This is a genomic window from bacterium, from assembly GCA_035529855.1.
Classification (GTDB): domain Bacteria; phylum RBG-13-66-14; class B26-G2; order WVWN01; family WVWN01; genus WVWN01.
On the sequence record DATKVX010000093.1, the window covers coordinates 1 to 21,762 of the forward strand.

Sequence of the window (21,762 nt, forward strand, 5' to 3'; positions counted from 1 at the left end):
GGCCGAGCTGGAGGTATACGATTTGAGCGGCCGGCGGGTGGCGACGCTGTGCTCGGGCGCGGCGGAGGCCGGCGAGCGCGAGGTGGTGTGGAACCTGGCGGGCGACGACGGCTCCGCGGTGCCGCCCGGGGTGTACATCTACCGCTTGCGGACGGCCGGCGACGTCGCCGCGCGGCGGCTGGTCGTGGCCCGGTAGGCGGGGTTAAGGATTGCCGAAGTCGAAGGCGGGCCCCGGCCCGCCTTTTTTCCGGCCCGCGGCGTTAAACGGCTCTTGGGGCGGCGGCGTCTAAATCCGGCCGGGCATTTAGGATTGTAAACGCCCGGCGGCGGTGTTAAAATTATATGAGGAGTGATGGCGTTATCCGGAACGGCAAGGCACGGATGAGGACGTTCGTCGCGATTTTGGCGGTGTCGGCGTCGGCCGGCGCGGCGTTGGCCGGCGGCAGGGAAGCGTTCGTCGATTATTACGCCACGGCGTCGACGTTGATCGGCGCCCTTAACGGCATGGCCGCCGATTTGGAACGGTTGGATTTGCCGAGCGGCGAATTCTCCGACGACGTCGCCGACGATATCAGGTCCCGGCTTATAAAAGCCCGCGAAGGTTTTAATTCCCTTTTGACGTCCGACGACCACACGAGCGAATTAAACGAGGGGTACATACTTTATATTGATAAAATGTTGTTGGCGTTGATGTTGGCCAAAGAGTATCGCGAAAGAGGGGGGCCCGAAGAGCGAGCCCGGCTGGTTAAAATTATTGCGGAGAGTAACGAGTTACGGGCGGAAATGAACGCCAAAGTTAAACACGATAAAAAGAGTTGGGGCCTGGACTGACGCCGAGGGTATCGAAAAGACGTGAAGGCCGTTGAAGGTATAAGGGGAGTCGCGGCGGCCGCGGTCGCGATATCCGCAATAATGGTGGCCGCGGCGTGCCACGAACGCTTCATCGTCATTCAGGTGAAGAAGCCGCCCGATATCGACCCGTCGGTATACAAACGGGTCGGCGTGTTGCCGTTCGAGGGCGAGGAGGACGAGGGCCTTTTGGCCGCGAAAAGGGTGCGGGAGGAGGTAGCGGCGGAAGAGCTTTTTCTCGTCGAACCCGCCGAGACGGTCGAGGCCGCGCTCGACCGGGTTGACTTCTTCGACCCGTCGAGCAGGGACCAGGCGCTGGCTTTGGGTACCGATTTGGGGGTCGACGCCGTACTCATCGGGGAAGTCGAATTTATCCAGAGGACCTATAGCCCGGAGGGCGACGTCCGCAACGAGCTCTACACCGCGGACCGCCAAGGGATTGCGCCGTTCGAGCTTGGGTCGTCGTACGCTACGCGCTATATGGACGTGAATTTAAGGTATACTTTACGGATGACGGTCAAAGCCCTCGACGTCAGGACGGGGCGTTTAATGCGGCGCCGGGAATTCGAGGCGACGACGATGCAAACCTACAGTCAGAGCGAAGTTACCGACGCCTCCTTTAAGGAAAAGGATATCTTCGACCAGCTGCTCGGAGAAGCCGTGGATGACTTCGTATATACGCTCCAACCCCACGACGTGGCACAGACGCGCGAAGTTGCGAGATTTTAAATACAAGTTGGTGTGGGCCTTAGCCTTCGGGGTCGTTTTTACCGCCGCGCGCGCGGCGGCTTTCGGCAAGTCCATCGTCCGCAACGAGAAGCTTTCCTGGCGGGTCCTTTCCACGGAACATTTCGATATTTATTACTACGAGGAGGAAGACTTCCTCCTCGACTGGGCGGCCGAAATCGCCGAGGACGCGTACGTCAGCATTTCGGACGAGCTGGGGTACGACCTCTCCAAACGCATACCCATAATCCTTTTTATGTCGGCGCGGCATTTCGAACAGAACAACATAAGTCCGGTATCGGGGGAGGGCGTGGGCGGCTTCTCGGAACCGCTCAAGAGCCGCCTCGTAATGCCCTACAACGGCTCGCAGCGCCAATTCGAGGAGACCATGGTCCACGAGATGGCGCATATCTTCCAGTTCGATATGTTGTTCCCGACCATAGGCGCGGTGTTTACGGCGGCGGCGCCGCCGGACTGGCTTATGGAGGGAATGTCTACTTACTACGGCAACGACGTCGACCCGGAAGGCGAGATGGTCTTACGCGACGCCGTTATGAGCGAGAACGTGCCCGACCTCGAGCAACTGAGCAATTTCGGATATTTACCCAGCCCGTACGTCGGTTATAAGCTCGGCCAATCGGTTATGCAATACCTGGTCGAAACGTACGGCGACGACGCGCTGGCCGAGCTGCTGGAGGCGTTCAAGGGCACGACGCTCAGGAGGCCCGACAGCGCCCTGGAGGACGCGTTCGGCATTAAGCTCGCCGACCTCAACGAGGATTGGAGGGTTTGGCTTCGCCAACGTTATTGGCCCCTCATCGGCGAAAAAGAACAGCTCAAGGATTTCGCCACCGAGCTGACGCCCAAGGACGACAGGCGCGATTATATTTCGTATTTCAAACCGAAGTGGTCGCTCTCGGGCGATTTAGTGGCGTGCCTTACGGTCAAGGAGCGCTTCCTGGACGTCTTCCTCGTGAACGCCGAGACGGGTGAGAAGTTCGAGAACCTCACCAAGGGTTATTCACTGTCGAAGTACGAATACATAATGTACCTGCAGAACGGCCTTAGCTGGTCGCCGGACGGCAACTTCATCGCTTTCGTCGGCAAGAAGGGCACCTACGACCAGATATTTATATTGAACGTCTTCAACCGTAAAATAGCCCGGCGTTACAACCCGAAGTTCGAGGATATACTCTCGCCGGCGTACTCGCCCGACGGTACTAAGATCGCCTTCGCCGGCGTCAAGCGCGCCAAGCGGGACATCTACGTTCTGGACGTAGCGTCGGGCCGGGTCGCGCAGGTCACCGACGACTTCTACTCCGAAGGCTATCCCGGTTGGTCGCCGGACGGCGAGTACGTATACTACGCCTCCGAGAGACAGACGTACCACGACATATTCCGCGTACGGCCCGACGGGACGGGCCTGGAGCAGATCACGTTCGGTGGTCACGAGAACGTTTCGCCCGCGGTATCGCCCGACGGCTCGCGGCTGATGTTCGTGTCGGACCGCGTCGGCGGCATCTTCAATATCTTCGCGATGGATTTGAAGACGCGGGAGGTAGGCCGGTACACGGACGTCGTGACCGGCGTCATGGACGCGGCCTGGTCCCCCGACGGCGAGACGGTAGCGTTTACCTCTTTCGAGAACATGACCTATTCTATTTGGACCATGCCGTGGCGGAACGAGCCGGTGGCGGAGGTCGCGCTCGAGCGCCCCGAGCCGGGCGACTACGGGTACGAGGAGTGGCTGGCGCGGCGCGGCAACCCGGGGGAGGGCGGCGAAGGAGTCGAATCGTCGGCGCCCGGCCGACCGGCGGAACTCGTAGCGGCGTTCGCCGGCGAGGAGGGCTCGGGAGCGGCCGGCGGCGAGGGCGAGGAAGGCGAGGCCGGCGACGAGGAGGAGGAGGAGGGGCTCGAGCCGCCGACGGTCCGGGACCTCGTCGTTTCGGACGTCGTGGCCGGCTCCCGGAAGTACGGCGTTAAATTCAGCCCCGATTATCTGTACACCACTTTTTCCTATACTTCGGGCGGCGTTTTGACCAACTATTCCGTCTTCGGTTTAAGCGACATCCTGGGCAGCCACCGCATCGACGTCCTCTTCGATTTGACGTCGCTGGGGTCCTTTCAGGATATAAACGTCGCGTTGGATTACTATTACATGACGAGGCGCACGTCGTACGTCTTCTCGGCGGTAACGTGGCAGGATTGGTACATCGCGAACGAGATCGGCTTCGACCAGCGCCTTTCGGGCGGGTCGGCCGTAGCCTCCTATCCGTTGAATATGAGGAACCGGGTCGACGCCGGCCTTTACGGTTACCAACGCCGGCGGAGGTATTTTTACAGTGCGGACGAGACGCCGATACCCCACCAGCAAGGGAATTTGCTGGGCGCGTTGGCCGGGTTCACTCGCGATACGTCGCAGTGGGGGTACTACCACCCCACCGCGGGCACGCGCCTGGCCTATACCGTCCGCCAGACCGTGCCGGCCACGCCGTCGTCGCTTTATTATACCGAGCAGCTCCTCGACGCCCGGCGGTATATAAGGATATCGAGGCGGATAAGCCTCGCGTTCCGGGCCGCGGGGGGCGCCGGCCTAGGCCGCGACCCGCAGAACTTCTTCATCGCCGGCGGTTCGACGTTGCGGGGTTACCGTTACGACGAAGTCTACGGCACGCGCTTCGGCCTGGGTAGCTGCGAGTTCCGGTTCCCGATAATCGATTACGTCGTGTGGCCCATAGAGGGGTTCGCCATCGGCGGCTTCCGCGGCCTTTTCTTCGTTGACGTCGGCTCCGCCTGGGGGGACTACGACAACGAATCCATCTACCCCGACGACCACCAATGGCATACCGACGACGAGGACCTCGAACACGACCGCTTCACGTTCGCGACGTCGGAGGGCGGGTGGCACCTGGTCCACGGCAAGATGTCGTTCGGGACCGGTTTCAGGTGGTGGCTGGGGTACTTCGACTTGAAGTTCGATTGGGGTTGGCGCACCAACCTCCGGGGCGTGGAGAAGCCGCCGCGCTTCCAATTCTCGTTGGGTTCGGATTTCTAATGGTCGCGGCCGTGGGATACGTCGAGATCGACCGCCGGCGATGCGACCTGTGCGGCGCGTGCGTCGCGGTATGCGCTCCCCTCGCGCTCCGCATCGAGGGCGAAACGCTCGCCTACGACGCCGCGGCCTGTACCGCCTGCGGCGATTGCCTTATTACCTGCCCGGTGGAGGCGCTGGCGGCGACGGAGTAAGCAGGCCGCGGCGACGGGGAAGATATTTGGGGTTGCCGCGGCGACCCCTTTTTCGTAGAATAACGTCGACGAAGGGAGAGGTGCCGGAGCGGTTGAACGGGGCGGTCTCGAAAACCGTTGTGCCTTCTGGGTACCGTGGGTTCGAATCCCACCCTCTCCGAACGTTTCGTGGTATTCTCGATGGCGTCGCGAACCGATAGGATAAGGTTGTTCGTCGCCGGCCTGGTGGCCAGGCCCCGGCTTGACTGGTACGCCTCGAGCCGGCGCGTGCGCCTCGAGCCCCGCCTGGAACGCTTCTTCGCCCGGCCCTTTATGTATCTGCTCGAGGAGGGCGGCGCGCTGGTGCCGGTTACGGTGGCGTTCGGCGAGGAGGAGTGGGACGCGGCGGCGGCCGCGCTCGAGCGGGCCGGCGTGGAGGCCGACGCCCTCGGCCTTAAAAACTGAATACGGAAAATCCCGCGGAGAGGTGTCCGAGCGGCTTAAGGAGCACGCCTGGAGAGCGTGTGGGCCCGTTGGGCCTCGTGGGTTCAAATCCCACCCTCTCCGCCATTCTTAAAAACCGCGCTTTATTCCTCCAACGCCGTTCTTAATTCTTTGGCGTTAACTACTGCGTGCGCTTCGGCGTCGTTGTTGAAGTACGCGTAAACCCGGCGGCTCGAGAGCCCCGTTATCGCCGCGCCGTACGCTTTTATTTCCTTTAGCGGGTAGCGGGTGGCGTAGCGCTCGCCGTGGAAGCGGAAGTAAGCGATGTCGGCCGTGGCGACGGGCTCCGCCGGCATCCCCAGACCCGAGACGGCGCAAAAGGCGACGCCGTTGGCCCTGAGCAAGTCGTACGCCTCTTCATCCCACCAACTCTTGTGGCGGAACTCGACGGCGTTGTCGCGGCCCGACGCTAGGGAGGCGACGAACTTTTGCAGGAGGGCGACGTTGTCGTCGTCGCGGCGGAACGACGGCGGCAGCTGGAAGAGGTGGCACCCGGCCTTCTCCTTTAATATATCCGTGAGCTTGTAGAAGTCTTTGACCAACCGCGCGACGTCGCGAAGCTTTTTGAGGTGGGTGATCGTCCGCGGCGCCTTGAGCGTGAATCGGAAACCCTCGGGGGTTCGCTCGCGCCAGCCGGCCAGGGTCTTCTCGCTCGGCCACCGGTAGAACGAATAATTAACCTCGACGGTGGCGAATTCCCGGGCGTAGAACTCGAGCCGGCGTCTCTTCGGTACGTCCTCCGGATAGAACCTACCCTTCCAGTGGTCGTAGTCCCACCCGGACGTTCCGACTAAATATTCCACCCTCGCGCCGCCCTCGCCATTATTTCCAGCACTTCCTCGTCGCCGACGTCGTACCAGTTCCGATAGACTTGCGCCACCGCCCGGAAGAACGGCGGCACCTCCAAAACGACCAGCTCGTCGACCATGCCCGCGATATCGTTCGCGACCTCCCGACCCGCGACCGGCACCGCGACGACGACCTTGGCGGCGTTCTTGTTTTTACAGAGCATAATGGCCGCGCGCATCGTGGACCCCATGGCCAGGCCGTCGTCGACGAGTATGACCGTTCTCCCCGATATCTCGGGAAGCGGTTTCCCCTTTCGCAAAACGTCGATTCTTCTTATAATCTCGCGGAGCTGTTCTTTTTTGATTTTTTCGATTCGTTTGGGGCCGAGCCGCGCGGCCGCCCCTTCGAAGATAAACGTGCTGCCGTCTTCGGCGACGGCGCCGAACCCGGCCTCGGGATTGCGGGGGTAGGGCAGTTTTCTGGCGACGAGTAACGCCAGGTCGGCCCCCAGGTATTTCGCGACCTCGTACGCCACCTCTACGCCGCCCCTGGGTATGGCCAGGACCAGGATGTCTTCGGCCCGATATTTCTCTAAAGCTCGGGCCAGTCGTTCGCCGGCGTCTTTTCTGTTATCGAACACGGCGGCCTTCCGTTCGTTTGGTCAGACCCGGATATCTTTTTTGGGCGGGTTAAATATTTAACGGCCGCAGGGCTTGTGTTGACGGCCTTTTAACGTAATAATACGGGACGGCGAAGGGTAACATTCCGGCCTCGTTCCCACAAGGCCGGCGCCGTTCAACGCCGACGGTGGCGACCGCCTAAGGCTAATCTTCGGGTTACCCCGATTCAATATGACTACGCGAAATCCTTTTGACGGTCACGGGTCCCCCATCAAACTCGTCGTCGCGGACCTGGACGGGACGATAACCGCGGACGAGCTCAAGCCGCTCGACTGCCAGGGCCTGAGCGTCCTCAGGCGGTATAACGACCTCTCCCGCCGCGAGGGGGACCGGACGTTTCCGCCCATTTCTCTCATCACCGGCCGGCCGCACTCGTACCTCGAGGCGTTCGCGCGCTTTATCTCGACGCCGCTGCCGTCGCTCTTCGAGTCCGGGTGCGGGATGCACTTGCCGACGGCGGCGTTGGGCCGCGAGTACCTCTTCCACCCGGCGCTGGCCGCCCCGCGCGTTTCCGAGGCGCTCGAGCGGTTCCGCGCCTGGGCCGATGACGAGCTGGTGGGGAAGCGCGGCGCCGGCGTAATAATCGGGAAGAAGTATTCCTTCAGCTTCGCGGCCGGCGATTGTTGTCCGGTGGAGGAATTGCTCGAGGCCACCCGCGCCATGCCGGCGGATTTGGCGCCGCTCTTCGTCGTGACGCGGTCCATCGGCGTCGTCGACGTTACGCCGCGGCCGGTAGATAAAGGGTCCGGCTTCGAGTGGCTTACGGGGTATTTGCGGACCGAGCTCGGCTTCGACGTCGCCGCGGCCGACGTCGTGGGCGTCGGGGATTCCTACAACGACCTGCCTTTCCTGGCGAAGGTCGGGATATCTTGCGCCGTGCCGAACGCCGCCGCGGCGGTGCGCGATGCCGTCGATTACGTCGCTACCAAGCCCACCGCCGAGGGCGTCGCGGAAATCGTCGAACGGGCGGCCGCGGCGAACCTGCGGCTCGGGTATCGATAGGGTAATATGGCCAAAGTCCGGAAGCTCGACGAAGAGACGATCGCCCTCATCGCCGCCGGCGAGGTGGTGGAGGGGCCGTGGTCGGTCGTCAAGGAGCTTACGGAGAACAGCCTCGACGCCGGCGCCCGCCGCGTAGACGTGTCCGTCGACGGCGGCGGGTTCAAAGAGATAAAGGTGGCGGACGACGGCTGCGGCATGGGGGAGGAAGACCTGACGCTGGCGTTCGAGCGTTACGCGACGAGCAAAGTCGCGCGTCCCGAAGACCTCGACGCCGTCGCGACGTTGGGGTTCCGGGGCGAGGCGCTGCCCGCCATAGCCGCGGTCTCGCGGGTAACGGTTTACACCCGGGCCGAGGGCGAGCCGACGGGGCTGAAGGCGGAGGTCGCGGCGGGGGCGGTGAACGTTTCGCGCGAGGGCGCGCCGCCGGGGACGACGGTTATCGTTCGAGACCTTTTCTACAACGTCCCGGCGCGCCGCAAGTTCGCCGGTAAGCCGGCCAGCGAGTGGCGCCGCGCGGCGGAGGCGTTCAAGCGTCTCGCGCTCGCGCGGTTGGGGCCGGCGTTCTCGCTCACCAAAGACCGCCGCCTGCAGTACACCACCTCGGCCAACGCCACGGCGCGGCAGCGCGTCGGCGAAGTCCTGGGGTGGGAGCTGTTGGACCAATTGATTCCCGTCGCCGCCCGAAGCGGCGCTTTTTCGCTGGAGGCGTACCTGTCGCCGGCGTCGGCGTCGTACGGGACCACCGGCAACGTGTACACCGTCGTGAACGGCCGGCCGGCCCGCGCCAAATCGGTCTTCAAGGGTGTTATGTCGGCTTACGACGGCAGGCTGGAGCGGGGCCGGTACCCCCTGGTCGTCCTCTACCTCGAGCTGCCGCCGGAAGCCGTCGACGTCAACGTCCACCCCCGGAAGGAGGAAGTCCGCTTCGCGGACGAGGGTGCGGCGTTCGAGTTCGTGAGCCGGGCGTTCCGCGAGGAGCTGGCGCGCGTGGGCGTTGCGGTGCCGTCGACTACTTTCGAAGTGCCGGCGCGAGAGGCGCCGCCCCGCGAGGCGGAGGTAACGGCGGCGGTAAGGGAGAACGTCGAGGGGTATCTGAAAAGGCACGGCCTGTGGCCGGGAGCGGCGCCCGGCGGCTTTGGGAGGGGGGACGTAAGAACGGAGGCCGCGGCCGCGCCGGCGGCCTTCGCCGTCGCCGAACGCTCGCCGGAGGGCGGCGCGGTGGAGGTGCTGGGCCAGCTCGGCACTACGTACGTAATCGTACGGCGGGGGGGCGACCTGGTAGTCGTCGACCAGCACACCGCCCACGAGCGCGTCATCTACGACCGGTTGCTGGCCCGCGCCGGGGGCGGGGCCGGCTGCCAGGAACTCCTCATGCCGGTTACGGTGTCGCTGGGGGCCGCGGCGGCGGCGGATTTACGGCCTTGCCTGCCGGCGCTCAACGACTTGGGCTTCGAGGTGGAGGAATTCGGCGGCGACGCCTTCGTGCTGCGGGGCCATCCCAACGACGTCCGTGTCGGCAACGTCGAAAAATTCCTGGCGCGCGTGGTGGAAGATTTCGTCGAGGAGGGGCGCCCCGCCGAGCTCGAGAGGCGCCGGGGGGCGGTGCTCAAGGGCGTGGCCTGCCACGGCGCCGTGAAGGCCGGCGAGCGTTTGGAACACGCGGAGATGGCGGCGCTGGTGGGCGAGCTCTTCGCGTCGCCCACGCCGGACGTGTGCCCCCACGGTCGCCCGACTATGGTCAACCTCGCCGCGCGCGATTTGGCGCGATTGTTCCGGAGGTGAGCGTCGGCGCTTAAATAAAAAACCGCGGCTGGGCCGCGGCTTTTTTTGCGCTTAAACGCGGGGCTTTGCCCGGTTTCGCCGTCGCCGAACGATTTCGCCGGCGAGGTGCATATACGCCTGCGCGCCCGCCGACCGGCCGTCGAAGGTGATGGCCGGTTTTCCGTGTGCCGGCGCTTCGGCCAGCGCGACGCTGCGCGGAATTACGGTTCTGAATACGAGCCTGCCGAAGCGGCGACGAAGGTCGCTCTCTACTTCGTGCGCGAGTTTCGTCCGCCCGTCGTACATCGTCAACAAAAACCCCTCAATATCGAGGTCGGGGTTGACGCTGAGGCGGACGGTTTTGACGAGGCGGATGAATTGCTCGAAGGCGTGGTAGGAATAAAATTCCGCTTGCACCGGGACAAGGACGGAATCCGCCGCGACGAGCGCCGACACCATCAAGTGCCCCATACTCGGCGGCGAATCCATTATTATATAATCGTATTCGTCCTCGAGTTCTTCCACCGAGCGGGCGAGCATGGTGCGGTTGAGGGAACCCCGCGTTATCTCGTCTTCGGCGTTGTTCGACCAGATGTTGCTGGGGATGACGTAGAGGTTGGGTATTTCGGTTTCGTGTACGCTGCCGGAGGCGGGGAAGTTCCGCGTGAATATCTCGTACACGCCGCGGTAGAGCAAATCCTGGTTGAAGTCCAAGGCTACGCTCGCGCAGGCTTGGGGGTCGAGGTCGACGAGGAGCGTCTTCTTCTCCGCGACGGCCAGGGAAGCGCTCAAGTTCACCGCGGTGGTTGTTTTCCCGACGCCGCCTTTTTGGCTGGCTACGGCGATTTTACGTGCCATTACGGTATGGGCTCCCGGCTCGCCGGGTGGGTTACGCCGGCGGTTTGCTTTCGCTCGCCCGCTTGAGAGCTTCGTTTAAGATGACGTCGGAGCGTGCGAGTTTTCTCTGTAGGTCGTCGAGGCGGTCGCCGGCCGATTTTAAGTTCGCCATCTTGGCGTCGACGTCCTTCGTGAGGAAGCTCATTTGCGCGAGCTTTTCGGCGACGGCGTCTACCCGTTTCTCCTCGTTCCGTAGCTGGCCCATCTTCTCTTCGACCGCCGCCGCGGCGCGGTTTATCTGTTCGAACCTGGCCTCGATATTCTTGAGCTCGGCCCGTTTGCCGCTTATGTCGCGGACGGCCGCGGCAACGTCTTTGCGCGCGTCCGAGAGCTCGCTCATCTGGCCCCGGACCTCGCTTATGGCATCGGCCTCGCTCTTGAGGTCCGCCATCCCGTCTTTGACCAGGTCGTAATAGGCCTTGAGGTCGCGCACCTCGCGTTCGACCGCCGCCACTTCGTCGCGCCGCTGGCCCAACAGGCGCAGGCGTTCGTCGAGGTCCTCGGCCAGCATGGTGAGGGCGTTGACCCGTTCGTCGACGGCGACGACGTCCTGGCTCCGCCGCTCGACGAGGGTGGCCTTGCGAGCCGTCTCCTGGGAGGCATCCAGGATTTTCTCGAGGATGCGATTGACCTCTTTCTCCGTGTCGGAGGCTCGCGCGGCGTGGGAGGCGACGCGGCCGTTTACGTCCGTTACCTCGGCCCGGAGGTCCTCTATCTTTTCCACTTCGCCGGCCAGCTCGAGCCGTAACTTGCCCTGGGCGCCCAGGGCTTTTTCGACCGCGGCGGAGCTCTCCTCGAGAGCGGCGACCTTGTCGACCAGCCGGTCGACCTCTTTCTCGGATTTGAGCGCCGCCCGACGTTTATCCTCGAGCAGCGAGAGGTCCCGGTTGAGGTCGTCGAGGCGGGAGCTCAACGCGTCGAGCTTAGCGTCTTCGCGGAGCACCGTCATCATACGGCCGTCGATGTCTTTGAGGAGAGTGTCGATTTTCTCGGTCTTGTCGTGAACGCTGGAAACCAGTTCTTCGCGGAGTCGGATTTCCTCCTGGCGTCGCTCGAGCCGCTCGAGCACTTCCTGCGCGGACTTATTCAGGCGGGCGAAATCTTCTTGCGTACGCGCCCGTTCCGTCCGATATTCGCCGAGCTCGCGCGACGCGACTTCGGACAAGCGCCCCGACTCCTCCAGCGTCTTTTGGATATCCTTTATCTGTTGCGCCGCGACTTCGACCCGGCCGACGCCGGTCGTTATTTCGCGGACTTTGGTTTCGACCTCGTCGAGGCGGGAGGCGCGGGCGTCGAAGGCCGCTTCGCGAGCCTTATTCTCGGAGATCTGGTCGGCGACGGCGCGGGACAGCGCGTCCGCCTCGGCCAGGCGCGTTTCCAGCGCCCCGATTTTTTCGCGCAATTTTTCCACGGAAGGCGATTGCGCTTGGAAGTCGGCCAGGTCCGCTTTGACGGCGCGGAGTACGTCGGCGCGGTTATCTATGGCGTCCAGCGTAGAGGTGGCCTCGGCGAGCTTACTTTCGGCGAGGCCCAGTTTTCCGACGAGCTCTTCGGCGGTGCGGGATACCTTATCGAGGTCGGCCCGGACGTTGCGGAACTCGGCCGATTGGCGTTCGAACGCCGCCACTTCGAGGCCGAAATCTTCCTGGCGACTCTCCACGTCGGCTAGCTTGTCCCGAATGCCTTGGGCTTCGCGGAACCGGTCGCGCGTCGCGGCCAGCATTTCCTCCAGGTCGGTGATACGCTTTTCGCCGTCGCGCACCATCTTCTGTTCTTCAGCCAGCTTCTTGAGCCGGACGTCCATCTCCCACAAAAGGACGTCGAGCTTGCCCGATTCTTCGTTGGCTTTGGCGACGAGATCGCGCTGGTCTTCCAAGACGTCGATCTTGGTGTTGATGTGCTCGATAAGCGAGTTGAGGCGGTCGACGTTATGGGTCGCTTCGGCGTAGCGTTCGCTTTCCAGGCGTAGGATGCCGAAGTCCTCCTCGATTTTGGCGAGCGATTTCTCGAGCGCTTGGGCCCGCTCGGCCGAGCTTGTGAGTTCCTTTTGGGCCGCTCCGAAGCGAGCGTCGAAGTCGCCGAGTTTTTCGCTGAAGCTTTCCACTTTTTCGATTACGGCGTCGGCACGTTTTTCGGCGCCGGCGAGCTCGGCGACGCGTTTTTCGTAACCGTCGACTTTCTGGTCGATCTTGGTCGTGCGGCCCGCCAGCGCGCCCGCGCGCCGCGAGATGTCGCCCAGGCCGGCGTCGGTATCCTTGAACTCTTTGCGGATTTTATCCAAAGAGGCTTTCAAGCCGGTTACGTCTTCGCCGTATTTTTGGGCCTCGCCGCGGACGCGATTGAGCTCGCTTTTGGCGGCGTTGCCTTCCGAGGCCGCTTCTTTCGCCGCTTGAACCGCCGCCTCGACGCGGCTCTTTACGGCGTCTATCTCTTTCGCGGCTTTGGCCGCCTCGCCCAGTTTGCTCTCCAAGGCGGCGGTTTTCGCGGCGACGTCCTCGGCGCGCTCGCCCAGCTTGTCCGTTTTATTGGATAACGTCGTGATGGTTTTGGCGCGGGTACCGAGTTGGCTTAACCCGTCATCCAGGCCTTTCAGGCGGCGTCCGATTTCGGTGCTCGACGTTTTGACGCCGTCCTTCAGGTTAGCTAACGCCGTAGCTTGCTGGTCGGCGGCCTTCTTCGTCTCGGACAACGACGCTTTGATTTCGGCGAGACTTTGTTTATTCGCCTCGTTGACCTTGGCGGTCTTTTCGGCGGAGGCGCCGGCGGCGCGGAGCTCGGCGCGGAATTCGGTCATTTGGCCGGCGGTTTTTTCGACGTTATCCAGTTTGGCACGGGCCGCGGCGATATCCTTCTCGACCGCTTTTAACTTCTTGGCCTGGTCGCCCAGGCCGGCGATTTCGGATTTGACCGATTTCAGCTCGGCGTCGGCGCGGCCTATGCCCTGCAGCGTGGTTTTGACCGATTTATCCAAGTCGGCGGTTTGCGTCGCCAGCGACGATACGCGGTCGGCCGACTCGCGAACGCGAGCCGTTATCTTGTCCTCGGCACCCGCGACTTTTTCGGTTATCTTCGCGACCTCCGCGTCCGTTTTTCGCAGTTCGCCCAGTTTGGCCTCGAATTTCGAAACGTCCCCGGCGGCGCGGCTTACGCTTTCGTTTAACGCGCGCGCTTTTTTATCGAGGGCGAGAAGGTCGGCCTGCTTCTCGGCCAGGGTGTTAAGCTGCTTTTCGATTTCGCCGGTTTTCGCCGCCGCGGCCGCGGCTTTTTCCGCGGTCGCATCCACTTGTGCCGGGAGGCCTTCCAGCCCCTTGACCGTTTCGGCGAACGACGCGGACGCGGCCTCGAACTCTGTGGCCTTTTTATCGAGCTCGTCGGCCTTTTTGAGGTCGCGTTCGACTTTGGCCGCCTGCGTCGACAGCTTCTTCTCCTGGTCCGAGGCTTTATCGATGAGCTTCTTGAATTCGGCCGCCCGTTTATCGAAATACTTGCCGACCAATTCCGGCGTCAACTCTTGCTTCTTGCCAAATAAGGGGGCCATAATAGGACCTCCCGGCGGGCGCGACACAACGCTTGACCGCCTACGCGCCGGCCAGACGTACGGAAGTTGAGTTTATATTATGATTAATACAAGTCCCTTGGAATTCAGAATATAGAATAATTACCTGGTAGCGTCAACATAAAAAACGCTCTTTCGCGCATTAAACGGCCCAAGGCCCCTGCCGAGTGCGTTTACCCCGGCTTCTTAGTGAAACCAGTCTATTACCCTCGGCCGGAAAAACGCCGCGGCCGCGACGGCAATGATTTGGACCAGTATCGCCGCCTCGCCGGCGAGCGCGACGCCGAGCCGCCATCGGCTCCGCACGGCCGCGGGGCGGCGCGTAAAGCGCGGGAGCCATATGGGGACCGTGCCGCGGTAGGCCCGGTACTCCCGGCTGAAGCGCCGTCCCAGGTCGCGGTCGCGCGCTCTCTGTATGAGCGAGTCCAGCAAGATAAAGACGAAGGCCGTCGCCAGCGGCAGCCACGGCAGAAGGCCCCCCGCCCATAACGACAGGCCGACGGCGACGGCGACGTTGCCGATGTGCTTCGGGTTCCGCACCCAGCGATACGGCCCGGCCGCCGAAAAGGCGGCGATCGCTTCCGCGGAATCTACCCGGCTCCACGCGCCGCCGTACCCCGAGGCCCAGAGCCTTAACGCTTCGCCCGCGATAACGGCCGCGGCGCCGAGCCAAGGCCAGCTCGAGCGCGTTTCGGCGGAAAAAATTACGGCCCCCGCCCAAAGGACGGCCGTTAGCGCGCGCAACGTGAGGAGCGTACGGATCACTTTTACATTATCCCCGGAAGCGGCGGCAACTACGCCGGTATGATTTAACGCCCGTTATCTCCGGGCGTCACTTCTCCGCGATGCGGCGCTGCAGGCGGTCCAGCATTTCAACCAGGCCGTCGATTACGGCCCCCGAATCGACGACCTTCTCGGCTTCGGCGAAGGCCTCCTCGTAGCGCCCTTGGGCCTCCAGCGCCGCGGCGAGGTAAAAACGCGCTTCGCCGTCGCCCGGTTTACGCTCGAGCACCGCGCGGTAGCGTTTCTCGGCGCCGGCGTAATCGCCCTGCATGAAGAGGATGCCGCCGAGGTTGTAGTTGGCCGTTAAGCTGGCGGCCTCGAGCGCCAGCGCGTTCTCCAGGTGCGCTCGAGCCAGGTCGTATTTGCGCGCCTGCATCTCCAACAAGCCGAGGTACGACATCGCGAGCGCGTTCTCGGGGTCGGCCGCCAGCGCTCGCTCGAGCTTGGCGCGGGCTTCGGCGTCGTCGCCCCCTTTGAGGTCGAGGTACGCCAGGCCGGTCAGGGCCCCCGAATCTTGCGGTACTCGGGCGAGGACCTGTTCGAACGTCGCCCGGGCGTCGTCGTCGCGGCCGGCGTCGAGGTAGGCTTGACCCAACGCTAATAATACCGTCGGGTCGTCGGGGCGCTCTTTGAGGGCTTCTTGGTAATTTACGATCGCGGCGTCGTACCGGCCCAGGATATCCAGCGCGAAACCTTTGTAATATAGTACCTCGACGGTGAAGGTTCCGGCGACGTCGCGCACCAGCACTTCGTCCAGCGCCGCGAGCGCTTCCTCGGCCTTGCCGCCTAGGATAAGCGCCCGGGCGAACTGCAGCTTGGTGGCGAGTTCGGCCTCGCCGGGGGGCAACTCTTCGCGCGGGACGCGCAACAGCTCCAAATCGGCCAGCGACGGTCCGTCGCCCGTGGCGGCAAGGCAAAGCGCCGCGGCCGCGAACGCGACCAGCGCGGCGGCGAGCAATCTACTTCTCACGTTAATAATTCAAGCACCTTGGGCCGGCCAAGTCAAGGCCAAAGACGGTAAGAACGAGTGAAAATCGGCTTTCGGGCGGAATTTCGAAGGGGCCGGCTTTAAAGTATTACGTTTTCCGGCGTAAATGTTGAATTTAACACGGGGAGTCCAGAAAAAGTTTGATATAGGGCCCGGAGATGTTTTATAATGAATTTTTTCGTATGAGGATACTCTTACACGCCTGTTGCGGGCCTTGTTTGGTGGCGCCGGCGCGCGCGCTTGCGGCGGAAGGGCGCGAGATACTGGCCTTTTGGTACAACCCGAACGTCCAGCCGTACCGCGAGTACCGCAAAAGGCTCGCCGCGTTCAAGGAAGTAATAAGCCGCGACGGCTGGCCCGCCGAGGTGGACGACCGCTACGACGTCGATTTTTTCCTGAGGGAGGTCGCCGTTCGCCGGGAGGGCCGGTGCCCGCGTTGCTACAACGAGCGGCTTTCGCGAGCCGCGGCGCGGGCGGCGGCGCGCGGCTGCGACGCCTTTACGACGACGCTGCTGATATCGCGCCACCAGGACCACGAGGCCGTGCTGGACGCGGGGGCCCGGGCGGGGGCGGAGGCCGGCGTCGCGTTTATGGGGCGAGATTTCAGACCTTTGGACGACGAGAGCCACCGACTCGCCCGCGAGATGGGGCTCTACCTCCAGGGTTATTGCGGCTGTATATACAGCGAGGAGGAACGTTACCGCAAGCCGGAGGACGTTGACTCGAGCGAAGTTCGATTTGGCGGTTAAGGCCGCGCTGGTGTGGAAGCACCTGAGGATGCCGGCGCGGGAGGCGGCGCCCGAGCTCCGCGGCGATTTCGACGACGCTTACCGCCGGGCCCGCGCCGTGCTCGAGCCCAGGTATTCGTACGCTCGCGCGGCCGCCGTCGCGGCCCGCGGCCGGACGCTGGAATTGGAGGGCGGCGTAGTCTTCGAGAGCGGGGACCTCGTTAAGTTGGCGGCCGGCGCTTCCGCCGTCGTCGCGATAGCGGCGACGGTGGGGGACGGCGTCGACGAGTTGGCCCGCGAGTACGACGGCCGGGGCGACACGTTCGCGATGACGGTGGCCGACGCCGTCGGCTCGGTAGCGGCGGAGGAGCTTATCTCGCTGGTCCACGGCTCGATTAAAGACGAAGCGGCTCGAGCCGGCGAAGCGGTAACGCGGCGCATAAGCCCCGGCTACGGCGACTTCGAGCTCGCGGCCCAGGAGCGCCTGCTCCGGCTGGCCGGCGGCTTCGAGCTGGGAATAAGTTTGACCGAGAACTATATGATGATTCCGCGCAAGAGCGTGACCGCGGTTGCGGCGGTTGTGGCGAAATGAAACTTCGGCGCGAACAATTCAAAGCGTTGGCCCGGAAGCGCGTTTTACTGCTGGACGGCGCGATGGGCACGCTGCTCCAGGATAAGGGCCTGCCGGCCGGCGAGCCGCCGGATGGGTTCAACCTATACAACCCCGACGCGGTGCGCGCGGCGCATGCGGCCTACGTCGCCGCCGGCGCCGACATCATTTTGACCAATACTTTCGGCGCGACGAAGCGGCGGCTCGCGCCTTTTCGCCTCGCCTCCCGCGCCGACGAAATAAACCGCGCGGGGGTCGCGCTGGCGCGGGAAGCCGCGGGCGATAAGGTCCGGGTGGCAGGCGACGTCGGCCCGCTGGGCGAATATCCGGAGCCGTTGGGCGCGCTCTCGTTCGACGAGGCGTACCGCGAATTCTACCGTCAGGCGCGAGTGCTGGCCGACGCCGGCGTCGACCTCGTCGTCGTCGAGACGATGTCGGACCTGCGTGAGGCCAAGGCCGCGGTAGTGGCGGCGCGCGCGGCGTTCGACGGTCCTATAATCGCCTTTATGACGTTCGACGAGGACGGCCGCGCCGTTACCGGTACGCCGCCCGAGGTCGCCGCCGTTACGCTCGTCGCCGCGGGCGCGGACGCGGTGGGGGCCAATTGCTCGGTGGGGGCGCGCGAGCTCGTGCCGGTTATCCGGGCGATGGCGGCCGCGGTGGACGTTCCGGTGTGCGCCGAGCCGAACGCCGGCCTGCCCCGGCTCGTGGCGGGCAAGACGGCGTTCCGGCAGACGCCGGCCCAATTCGCGTCGTGGGTGCCGAAGCTCGTCGCCGCCGGCGCCGCGGTGGTGGGCGGTTGCTGCGGCACGACCCCGGAGCACGTACGGTTGGCGGCGAAGGCGGCCGAGGGTCTGACGCCGCCGAGGCGCAGCCGGGGAGAGCGCAGGTCCACGCTCGCCGCCCGGGCGCGGCTGGTCGTCGTAGGCGGCGGCGCGCCCGTCGTCGTGGGCGAACGGATTAATCCGACGGGCCGGCGCGAGCTTACGCGGGAGTTCGCGAGGAACCGATTTGACTTGGCGGCCCGCGAGGCCGAGGCGCAGGTGGCGGCGGGCGCGGCCGTCGTGGACGTGAACGTCGGCGACGGGGAAGGCGCCGCGGGAACGATGGCGGCGGCGGTGCGCGCGGTCCAGGATGCCGTGGACGTGCCGGCGTCGGTCGACTCCGCGCGGCCGGAGGTGCTGGAGGCCGGTTTAAAGGCCGCGGTGGGGAAGCCGTTGTTGAACTCTTGCCCGGCGTCGGCGCGCGCTATGGCCAGGCTGCTGCCGATGGCGCGTCGCTGGGGTGCGGCCGTGGTGGGCCTGGCGATGGGCGCCCGCGGCATCCCGGCGACCGCGGCCTCGCGGCTGAAGTTGGCCGAGAAGTTCGTGGGTCGGGCGCTGGACGAGGGCATCGCGCTCGACGACATATACGTCGACCCGTTGATGCTTACGGCGGCGCGGGGCGGCGCGGCCCAAACCTTCGAGACCCTGCGCGAGATAAAAGAGAACCTGGGCGTACGTACGGTTATGGGCGTGAGCAACGTGTCGCACGGCCTGCCGGAGCGAGACGTTTTGAACGCCGCGGCGTTCCTCTATGCCGCGGGCGCGGGCCTCGACCTCGCCATCGTAAATCCCCTCGACGAGCGGATGCGGCAAGCTATGCGTACCGCGTCGGCTTTGGCGGGCGGCGAACGGGAAGTGGCCTCGTACGTCGAGGCGTTTTCGAGAAAAGCTCCGCGGAAAAAAGAGAGGAAGAGGAAGGCAACGCCGGGCGGCGAGCTGTACGAGGCGGTTCTCGGCGGCCGGCGCGAACGCGCCAAGGCCGCGGCCGCTCGAGCCCTAAAAAATTCCCCCAAGCCGTTGGTTATAAATGATAAATTTATCGCTCCGGCGTTGAAGGAAGTGGGCCGCCTTTTCGAGCGGAAGGAGTATTACCTGCCGCAGGTGATTCGGGCGGCCGAGGCGGCGCAAGCGGCGTTTGGCGTCGTCGAGAAAGCGATCGATAAAAAATCGCGCCGGCCCGCGGGCCGGGTCGTCTTCGCTACCGTAGCGGGCGACGTACACGACATAGGCAAGAACGTCGTCGCCGCGGTGTTGCGGAGTCACGGGTTCGACGTATACGATTTGGGGAAGAACGTTTCCACGCCGCGCGTGGTCGAAAGCGCGGCGGCGCGGCGGGCGGACGTCGTGGCGCTGTCGGCGTTGATGACGACGACGATGCCCGAGATGGGTAAAGTCGCGGAGGCGCTGCGGGCGCGAGGCGTCAAGGCGCGCTTGTTGGTGGGCGGCGCCGTCGTTACGAAGAAGTACGCCGACGAGATCGGCGCCGCGTACGCGCGGGACGCCGTCGCCGCGGCGCGCGTCGCAAAACGTCTGGTTCGACCGTAAGGAAAGGAAGCGCCGATGAAGATACTGATAACGGGCGTTACGGGGTTCGCCGGCAGTCACCTGGCCGATTTCGCGCTGGCCCAGGGCGACGTCGAAGTCTTCGGCACGGCGCGCTGGCGCAGTCCCAACCAAAATATCGAACACATCGCGGACAAGATAACGGTCGTAGACGCCGACCTGAGGGACGCGTCGTCCATCGAGTCGCTGGTGGCGGACATTAAGCCGGCGTGGATATTCCATTTGGCGGCGCAGTCGTACGTGGTCTCGAGCTGGAAGCTGCCGTCGGAGACGATAACCACCAATATCGTGGGGACCGTCAATATTTTCGAGGCGGTCCGTCGGGCGAAGTATTCGCCCCGCATCCTGGTCGCCTGCTCCTCCGAGGAATACGGTTACGTCGAACCCGGCGAGGTCCCCATCACGGAGGATAACCCGCTGCGGCCGCTTAGCCCGTACGGCGTGAGCAAAGTGGGCCAGGATTTATTGTCGTACCAATACTTCAAGTCGTACGGCGTGGAGGTGGTCCGCACCAGGGCGTTCAACCATACCGGCCCGCGGCGCGGCAGGGTGTTCGTGTGTTCCAACTTCGCCATCCAAATCGTCGAAGCGCAGAAAGGGCTCCGGCCGCACGTCAGCGTGGGCAACCTCGACGCCGTACGCGACTTCACCGACGTGCGCGATACGGTGCGGGCGTATTGGCTCGCGCTCGAGGCGGCGGAGGCGGGCGATGTCTACAATATATGCAGCGGCAAGGGGTACAGCATCCGGGAAGTTTTAGAGAAGCTGATCGCGATAAGCGGCGCCGACGTCGACGTCGTAGTCGAATCGGAGCGGCTCCGGCCGTCCGACGTACCGTTGCTCGTGGGAGACAACGCCAAGTTCGTAAAACGGACCGGGTGGCGCCCGCAGATACCGTTCGACCAAACCCTTTCCGACATATTGGAATATTGGAGAGAGCGGATATGAAGATCGCAGTCGTAGGTACCGGGTACGTGGGCCTGGTTACCGGCGCGTGTTTCGCCGACTTGGGGAACGCCGTGATTTGCGCCGACGTCGACCGCCGGAAGATAGAGATGCTGAAGCGCGGCGAGACGCCCATCTTCGAGCCGGGCCTGGTGGAGAAGGTCCGCATAAACGCGCGCGTGGGGCGGCTGTCTTTTACCGACGACGTGGCCGACGCGGTCAAGAAGTCGAAGATAATTTTCGTGGCGGTGGGGACGCCGTCCGGCCCCAACGGCGAGGCGGACCTGAGCCAGGTACGCGCCGTGGCCGAGACCGTCGGCCGGGCCATGGACGGCTACCGCTCGGTGGTCAACAAGTCCACCGTTCCGGTGGGCACCGGCGACATCGTGAGCCATATCATCGCGGAGGAGTCCGGGGGCGCGTATCCCTACGACGTCGTATCCAATCCCGAGTTCTTGCGGGAGGGGTCGGCCATCCACGACTTCATGCAGCCCGACCGCATCGTAATAGGGTGTTCGAACGCCGCCGCGGGCGAGATGGTGGCCGAGCTCTACGCGCCGCTCAACGCCCCCATAATCATTACCGACGTGTTGTCGGCGGAGATGATCAAATACACTTCCAACGCTTTCCTGGCCCTCAAGATCTCTTTCATAAACGAGATAGCGAACATCTGCGAGCGGGTGGGCGCGGACGTGCGAGAGGTGGTCGAGGGCGTCACCAAGGACGGCCGCATCAACCCGGCGTTCTTCGGCGCCGGCGTGGGCTACGGCGGCTCGTGCTTCCCCAAAGACACGCTGGCGTTGGTGGACATCGCGGCCAAGGCCGATTATGATTTTAAAATACTCAAGGCCGTGGTCGACGTTAACGCCGTGCAGCGCGACCTCTTCGTGGAGAAGATCGCCGCGCGCCTGGGCGAATTAAAAGGAAAAAAGGTCGCGGTGTGGGGCCTGTCGTTCAAACCCAACACCGACGACATCCGCGAATCGCCGGCGCTGTACATTATCCAAAAACTGCTCGAAGGGGGCGCCGTCGTAACGGCGTACGACCCGGTCGCGATGGACGGGGCCAAGGAAGTACTCCCCGGCGTGGGTTACGCCGACGACCCCTACGCCGCCGCGGAAGGCGCCGACGCGCTGGCCGTGGTCACGGATTGGAACGAGTTCAAGGAAGCCGACTTCAAAGGCCTGGTCAAGGCGATGCGGCGGCCGCTCATCTTCGACGGCCGGAACATATACGACCCGGCCAAGGTCGAAGCCGCGGGCGTGGAGTACGTCGGCGTGGGCCGGCGGCCCGGCGCCGCGGCGCGAGAACCGGATACTAAACCTTAGCGGG

At 64.0% G+C, this 21,762-nt stretch carries 19 protein-coding genes and 2 tRNA genes; 15 read left to right on the plus strand and 6 right to left on the minus strand.

What is annotated here, in order from left to right; genetic code table 11:
- The 8 genes from VMX79_09885 to VMX79_09920 all read left to right on the plus strand — a co-directional run.
- Positions 1-196: FlgD immunoglobulin-like domain containing protein (locus VMX79_09885; protein HUV87410.1), on the plus strand; the 196-nt coding region annotated here is incomplete at its 5' end.
- Between the two features lie 185 nt (positions 197-381).
- Complete coding sequence (locus VMX79_09890) at positions 382-831, plus strand: hypothetical protein (GenBank protein ID HUV87411.1); 450 nt, start codon at positions 382-384, stop codon at positions 829-831.
- A gap of 21 nt (positions 832-852) precedes the next feature.
- Complete coding sequence (locus VMX79_09895) at positions 853-1,578, plus strand: hypothetical protein (GenBank protein HUV87412.1); 726 nt, start codon at positions 853-855, stop codon at positions 1,576-1,578.
- On the plus strand, positions 1,514-4,630 hold the full coding sequence (locus VMX79_09900; protein ID HUV87413.1) for a BamA/TamA family outer membrane protein: 3,117 nt from the start codon (positions 1,514-1,516) through the stop codon (positions 4,628-4,630). Before VMX79_09895 ends, VMX79_09900 begins: the two co-directional genes overlap by 65 nt.
- A complete protein-coding gene (locus VMX79_09905; protein ID HUV87414.1) occupies positions 4,630-4,821 on the plus strand; it encodes a 4Fe-4S dicluster domain-containing protein in 192 nt (63 codons plus the stop codon). The genes VMX79_09900 and VMX79_09905 overlap by 1 nt, the downstream gene beginning before the upstream one ends.
- Positions 4,822-4,895: 74 nt before the next feature.
- Positions 4,896-4,981: transfer RNA gene (locus tag VMX79_09910), tRNA-Ser, on the plus strand.
- Between the two features lie 20 nt (positions 4,982-5,001).
- Complete coding sequence (locus VMX79_09915; protein HUV87415.1) at positions 5,002-5,265, plus strand: hypothetical protein; 264 nt, start codon at positions 5,002-5,004, stop codon at positions 5,263-5,265.
- Between the two features lie 16 nt (positions 5,266-5,281).
- Positions 5,282-5,370: transfer RNA gene (locus VMX79_09920), tRNA-Ser, on the plus strand.
- A gap of 17 nt (positions 5,371-5,387) precedes the next feature.
- On the opposite strand, the gene VMX79_09925 is transcribed toward VMX79_09920, so the two are convergent.
- Both VMX79_09925 and VMX79_09930 read right to left on the minus strand, forming a co-directional pair.
- Positions 5,388-6,107 carry a DUF72 domain-containing protein gene (locus VMX79_09925; protein ID HUV87416.1) on the minus strand — a complete coding sequence of 240 codons (720 nt, stop codon included), beginning with the start codon at positions 6,105-6,107 and terminating at the stop codon, positions 5,388-5,390.
- Positions 6,095-6,733, minus strand: a complete 639-nt coding sequence (locus tag VMX79_09930; GenBank protein ID HUV87417.1) for a phosphoribosyltransferase family protein — start codon at positions 6,731-6,733, stop codon at positions 6,095-6,097. The genes VMX79_09925 and VMX79_09930 overlap by 13 nt, the downstream gene beginning before the upstream one ends.
- 211 nt (positions 6,734-6,944) lie before the next feature.
- Here VMX79_09930 and VMX79_09935 point away from each other — a divergent pair, with 211 nt between their 5' ends.
- Positions 6,945-7,775 carry an HAD family hydrolase gene (locus VMX79_09935; GenBank protein ID HUV87418.1) on the plus strand — a complete coding sequence of 277 codons (831 nt, stop codon included), beginning with the start codon at positions 6,945-6,947 and terminating at the stop codon, positions 7,773-7,775.
- A gap of 6 nt (positions 7,776-7,781) precedes the next feature.
- Positions 7,782-9,557, plus strand: a complete 1,776-nt coding sequence (gene mutL / locus VMX79_09940) for a DNA mismatch repair endonuclease MutL (protein HUV87419.1) — start codon at positions 7,782-7,784, stop codon at positions 9,555-9,557.
- A 51-nt stretch (positions 9,558-9,608) separates the two neighbouring features.
- On the opposite strand, the gene VMX79_09945 is transcribed toward mutL, so the two are convergent.
- The 4 genes from VMX79_09945 to VMX79_09960 all read right to left on the minus strand — a co-directional run bounded on the left by VMX79_09945 (position 9,609) and on the right by VMX79_09960 (position 15,742).
- On the minus strand, positions 9,609-10,394 hold the full coding sequence (locus VMX79_09945) for a ParA family protein (protein ID HUV87420.1): 786 nt from the start codon (positions 10,392-10,394) through the stop codon (positions 9,609-9,611).
- Positions 10,395-10,425: 31 nt separating this feature from the next.
- A complete protein-coding gene (locus VMX79_09950; protein ID HUV87421.1) occupies positions 10,426-13,971 on the minus strand; it encodes a hypothetical protein in 3,546 nt (1,181 codons plus the stop codon).
- A 204-nt stretch (positions 13,972-14,175) separates the two neighbouring features.
- Positions 14,176-14,754, minus strand: coding sequence for a methyltransferase (locus tag VMX79_09955; GenBank protein HUV87422.1), 579 nt, complete (start codon positions 14,752-14,754; stop codon positions 14,176-14,178).
- Between the two features lie 67 nt (positions 14,755-14,821).
- Positions 14,822-15,742, minus strand: coding sequence for a tetratricopeptide repeat protein (locus VMX79_09960; protein ID HUV87423.1), 921 nt, complete (start codon positions 15,740-15,742; stop codon positions 14,822-14,824).
- Positions 15,743-15,942: 200 nt separating this feature from the next.
- Here VMX79_09960 and VMX79_09965 point away from each other — a divergent pair, with 200 nt between their 5' ends.
- The 5 genes from VMX79_09965 to VMX79_09985 are packed head-to-tail and all read left to right on the plus strand — an operon-like array spanning position 15,943 to position 21,758.
- Positions 15,943-16,509 (plus strand): epoxyqueuosine reductase QueH, encoded by a 567-nt coding sequence (locus VMX79_09965; protein HUV87424.1) that lies wholly within the window; start codon positions 15,943-15,945, stop codon positions 16,507-16,509.
- On the plus strand, positions 16,478-17,080 hold the full coding sequence (locus VMX79_09970; GenBank protein ID HUV87425.1) for a vitamin B12 dependent-methionine synthase activation domain-containing protein: 603 nt from the start codon (positions 16,478-16,480) through the stop codon (positions 17,078-17,080). Before VMX79_09965 ends, VMX79_09970 begins: the two co-directional genes overlap by 32 nt.
- Complete coding sequence (locus VMX79_09975; GenBank protein HUV87426.1) at positions 17,077-19,467, plus strand: homocysteine S-methyltransferase family protein; 2,391 nt, start codon at positions 17,077-17,079, stop codon at positions 19,465-19,467. The genes VMX79_09970 and VMX79_09975 overlap by 4 nt, the downstream gene beginning before the upstream one ends.
- Before the next feature lie 15 nt (positions 19,468-19,482).
- Complete coding sequence (locus tag VMX79_09980) at positions 19,483-20,433, plus strand: GDP-mannose 4,6-dehydratase (protein HUV87427.1); 951 nt, start codon at positions 19,483-19,485, stop codon at positions 20,431-20,433.
- On the plus strand, positions 20,430-21,758 hold the full coding sequence (locus VMX79_09985; GenBank protein HUV87428.1) for a UDP-glucose/GDP-mannose dehydrogenase family protein: 1,329 nt from the start codon (positions 20,430-20,432) through the stop codon (positions 21,756-21,758). The genes VMX79_09980 and VMX79_09985 overlap by 4 nt, the downstream gene beginning before the upstream one ends.
- The last annotated feature ends 4 nt before the right edge of the window (positions 21,759-21,762 follow it).

What these genes read in the sequence shown, in the direction of transcription:
- VMX79_09890 (HUV87411.1), top strand. Translation starts at nt 382, where the DNA reads ATGAGGACGTTCGTCGCGATTTTGGCGGTGTCGGCGTCGGCCGGCGCG.
- VMX79_09900 (HUV87413.1), top strand. Translation starts at nt 1,514, where the DNA reads ATGACTTCGTATATACGCTCCAACCCCACGACGTGGCACAGACGCGCG.
- VMX79_09905 (HUV87414.1), top strand. Translation starts at nt 4,630, where the DNA reads ATGGTCGCGGCCGTGGGATACGTCGAGATCGACCGCCGGCGATGCGAC.
- VMX79_09915 (HUV87415.1), top strand. Translation starts at nt 5,002, where the DNA reads ATGGCGTCGCGAACCGATAGGATAAGGTTGTTCGTCGCCGGCCTGGTG.
- VMX79_09935 (HUV87418.1), top strand. Translation starts at nt 6,945, where the DNA reads ATGACTACGCGAAATCCTTTTGACGGTCACGGGTCCCCCATCAAACTC.
- mutL (HUV87419.1), top strand. Translation starts at nt 7,782, where the DNA reads ATGGCCAAAGTCCGGAAGCTCGACGAAGAGACGATCGCCCTCATCGCC.
- VMX79_09945 (HUV87420.1), bottom strand. Translation starts at nt 10,394, where the DNA reads ATGGCACGTAAAATCGCCGTAGCCAGCCAAAAAGGCGGCGTCGGGAAA.
- VMX79_09950 (HUV87421.1), bottom strand. Translation starts at nt 13,971, where the DNA reads ATGGCCCCCTTATTTGGCAAGAAGCAAGAGTTGACGCCGGAATTGGTC.
- VMX79_09965 (HUV87424.1), top strand. Translation starts at nt 15,943, where the DNA reads ATGAGGATACTCTTACACGCCTGTTGCGGGCCTTGTTTGGTGGCGCCG.
- VMX79_09975 (HUV87426.1), top strand. Translation starts at nt 17,077, where the DNA reads ATGAAACTTCGGCGCGAACAATTCAAAGCGTTGGCCCGGAAGCGCGTT.
- VMX79_09980 (HUV87427.1), top strand. Translation starts at nt 19,483, where the DNA reads ATGAAGATACTGATAACGGGCGTTACGGGGTTCGCCGGCAGTCACCTG.
- VMX79_09985 (HUV87428.1), top strand. Translation starts at nt 20,430, where the DNA reads ATGAAGATCGCAGTCGTAGGTACCGGGTACGTGGGCCTGGTTACCGGC.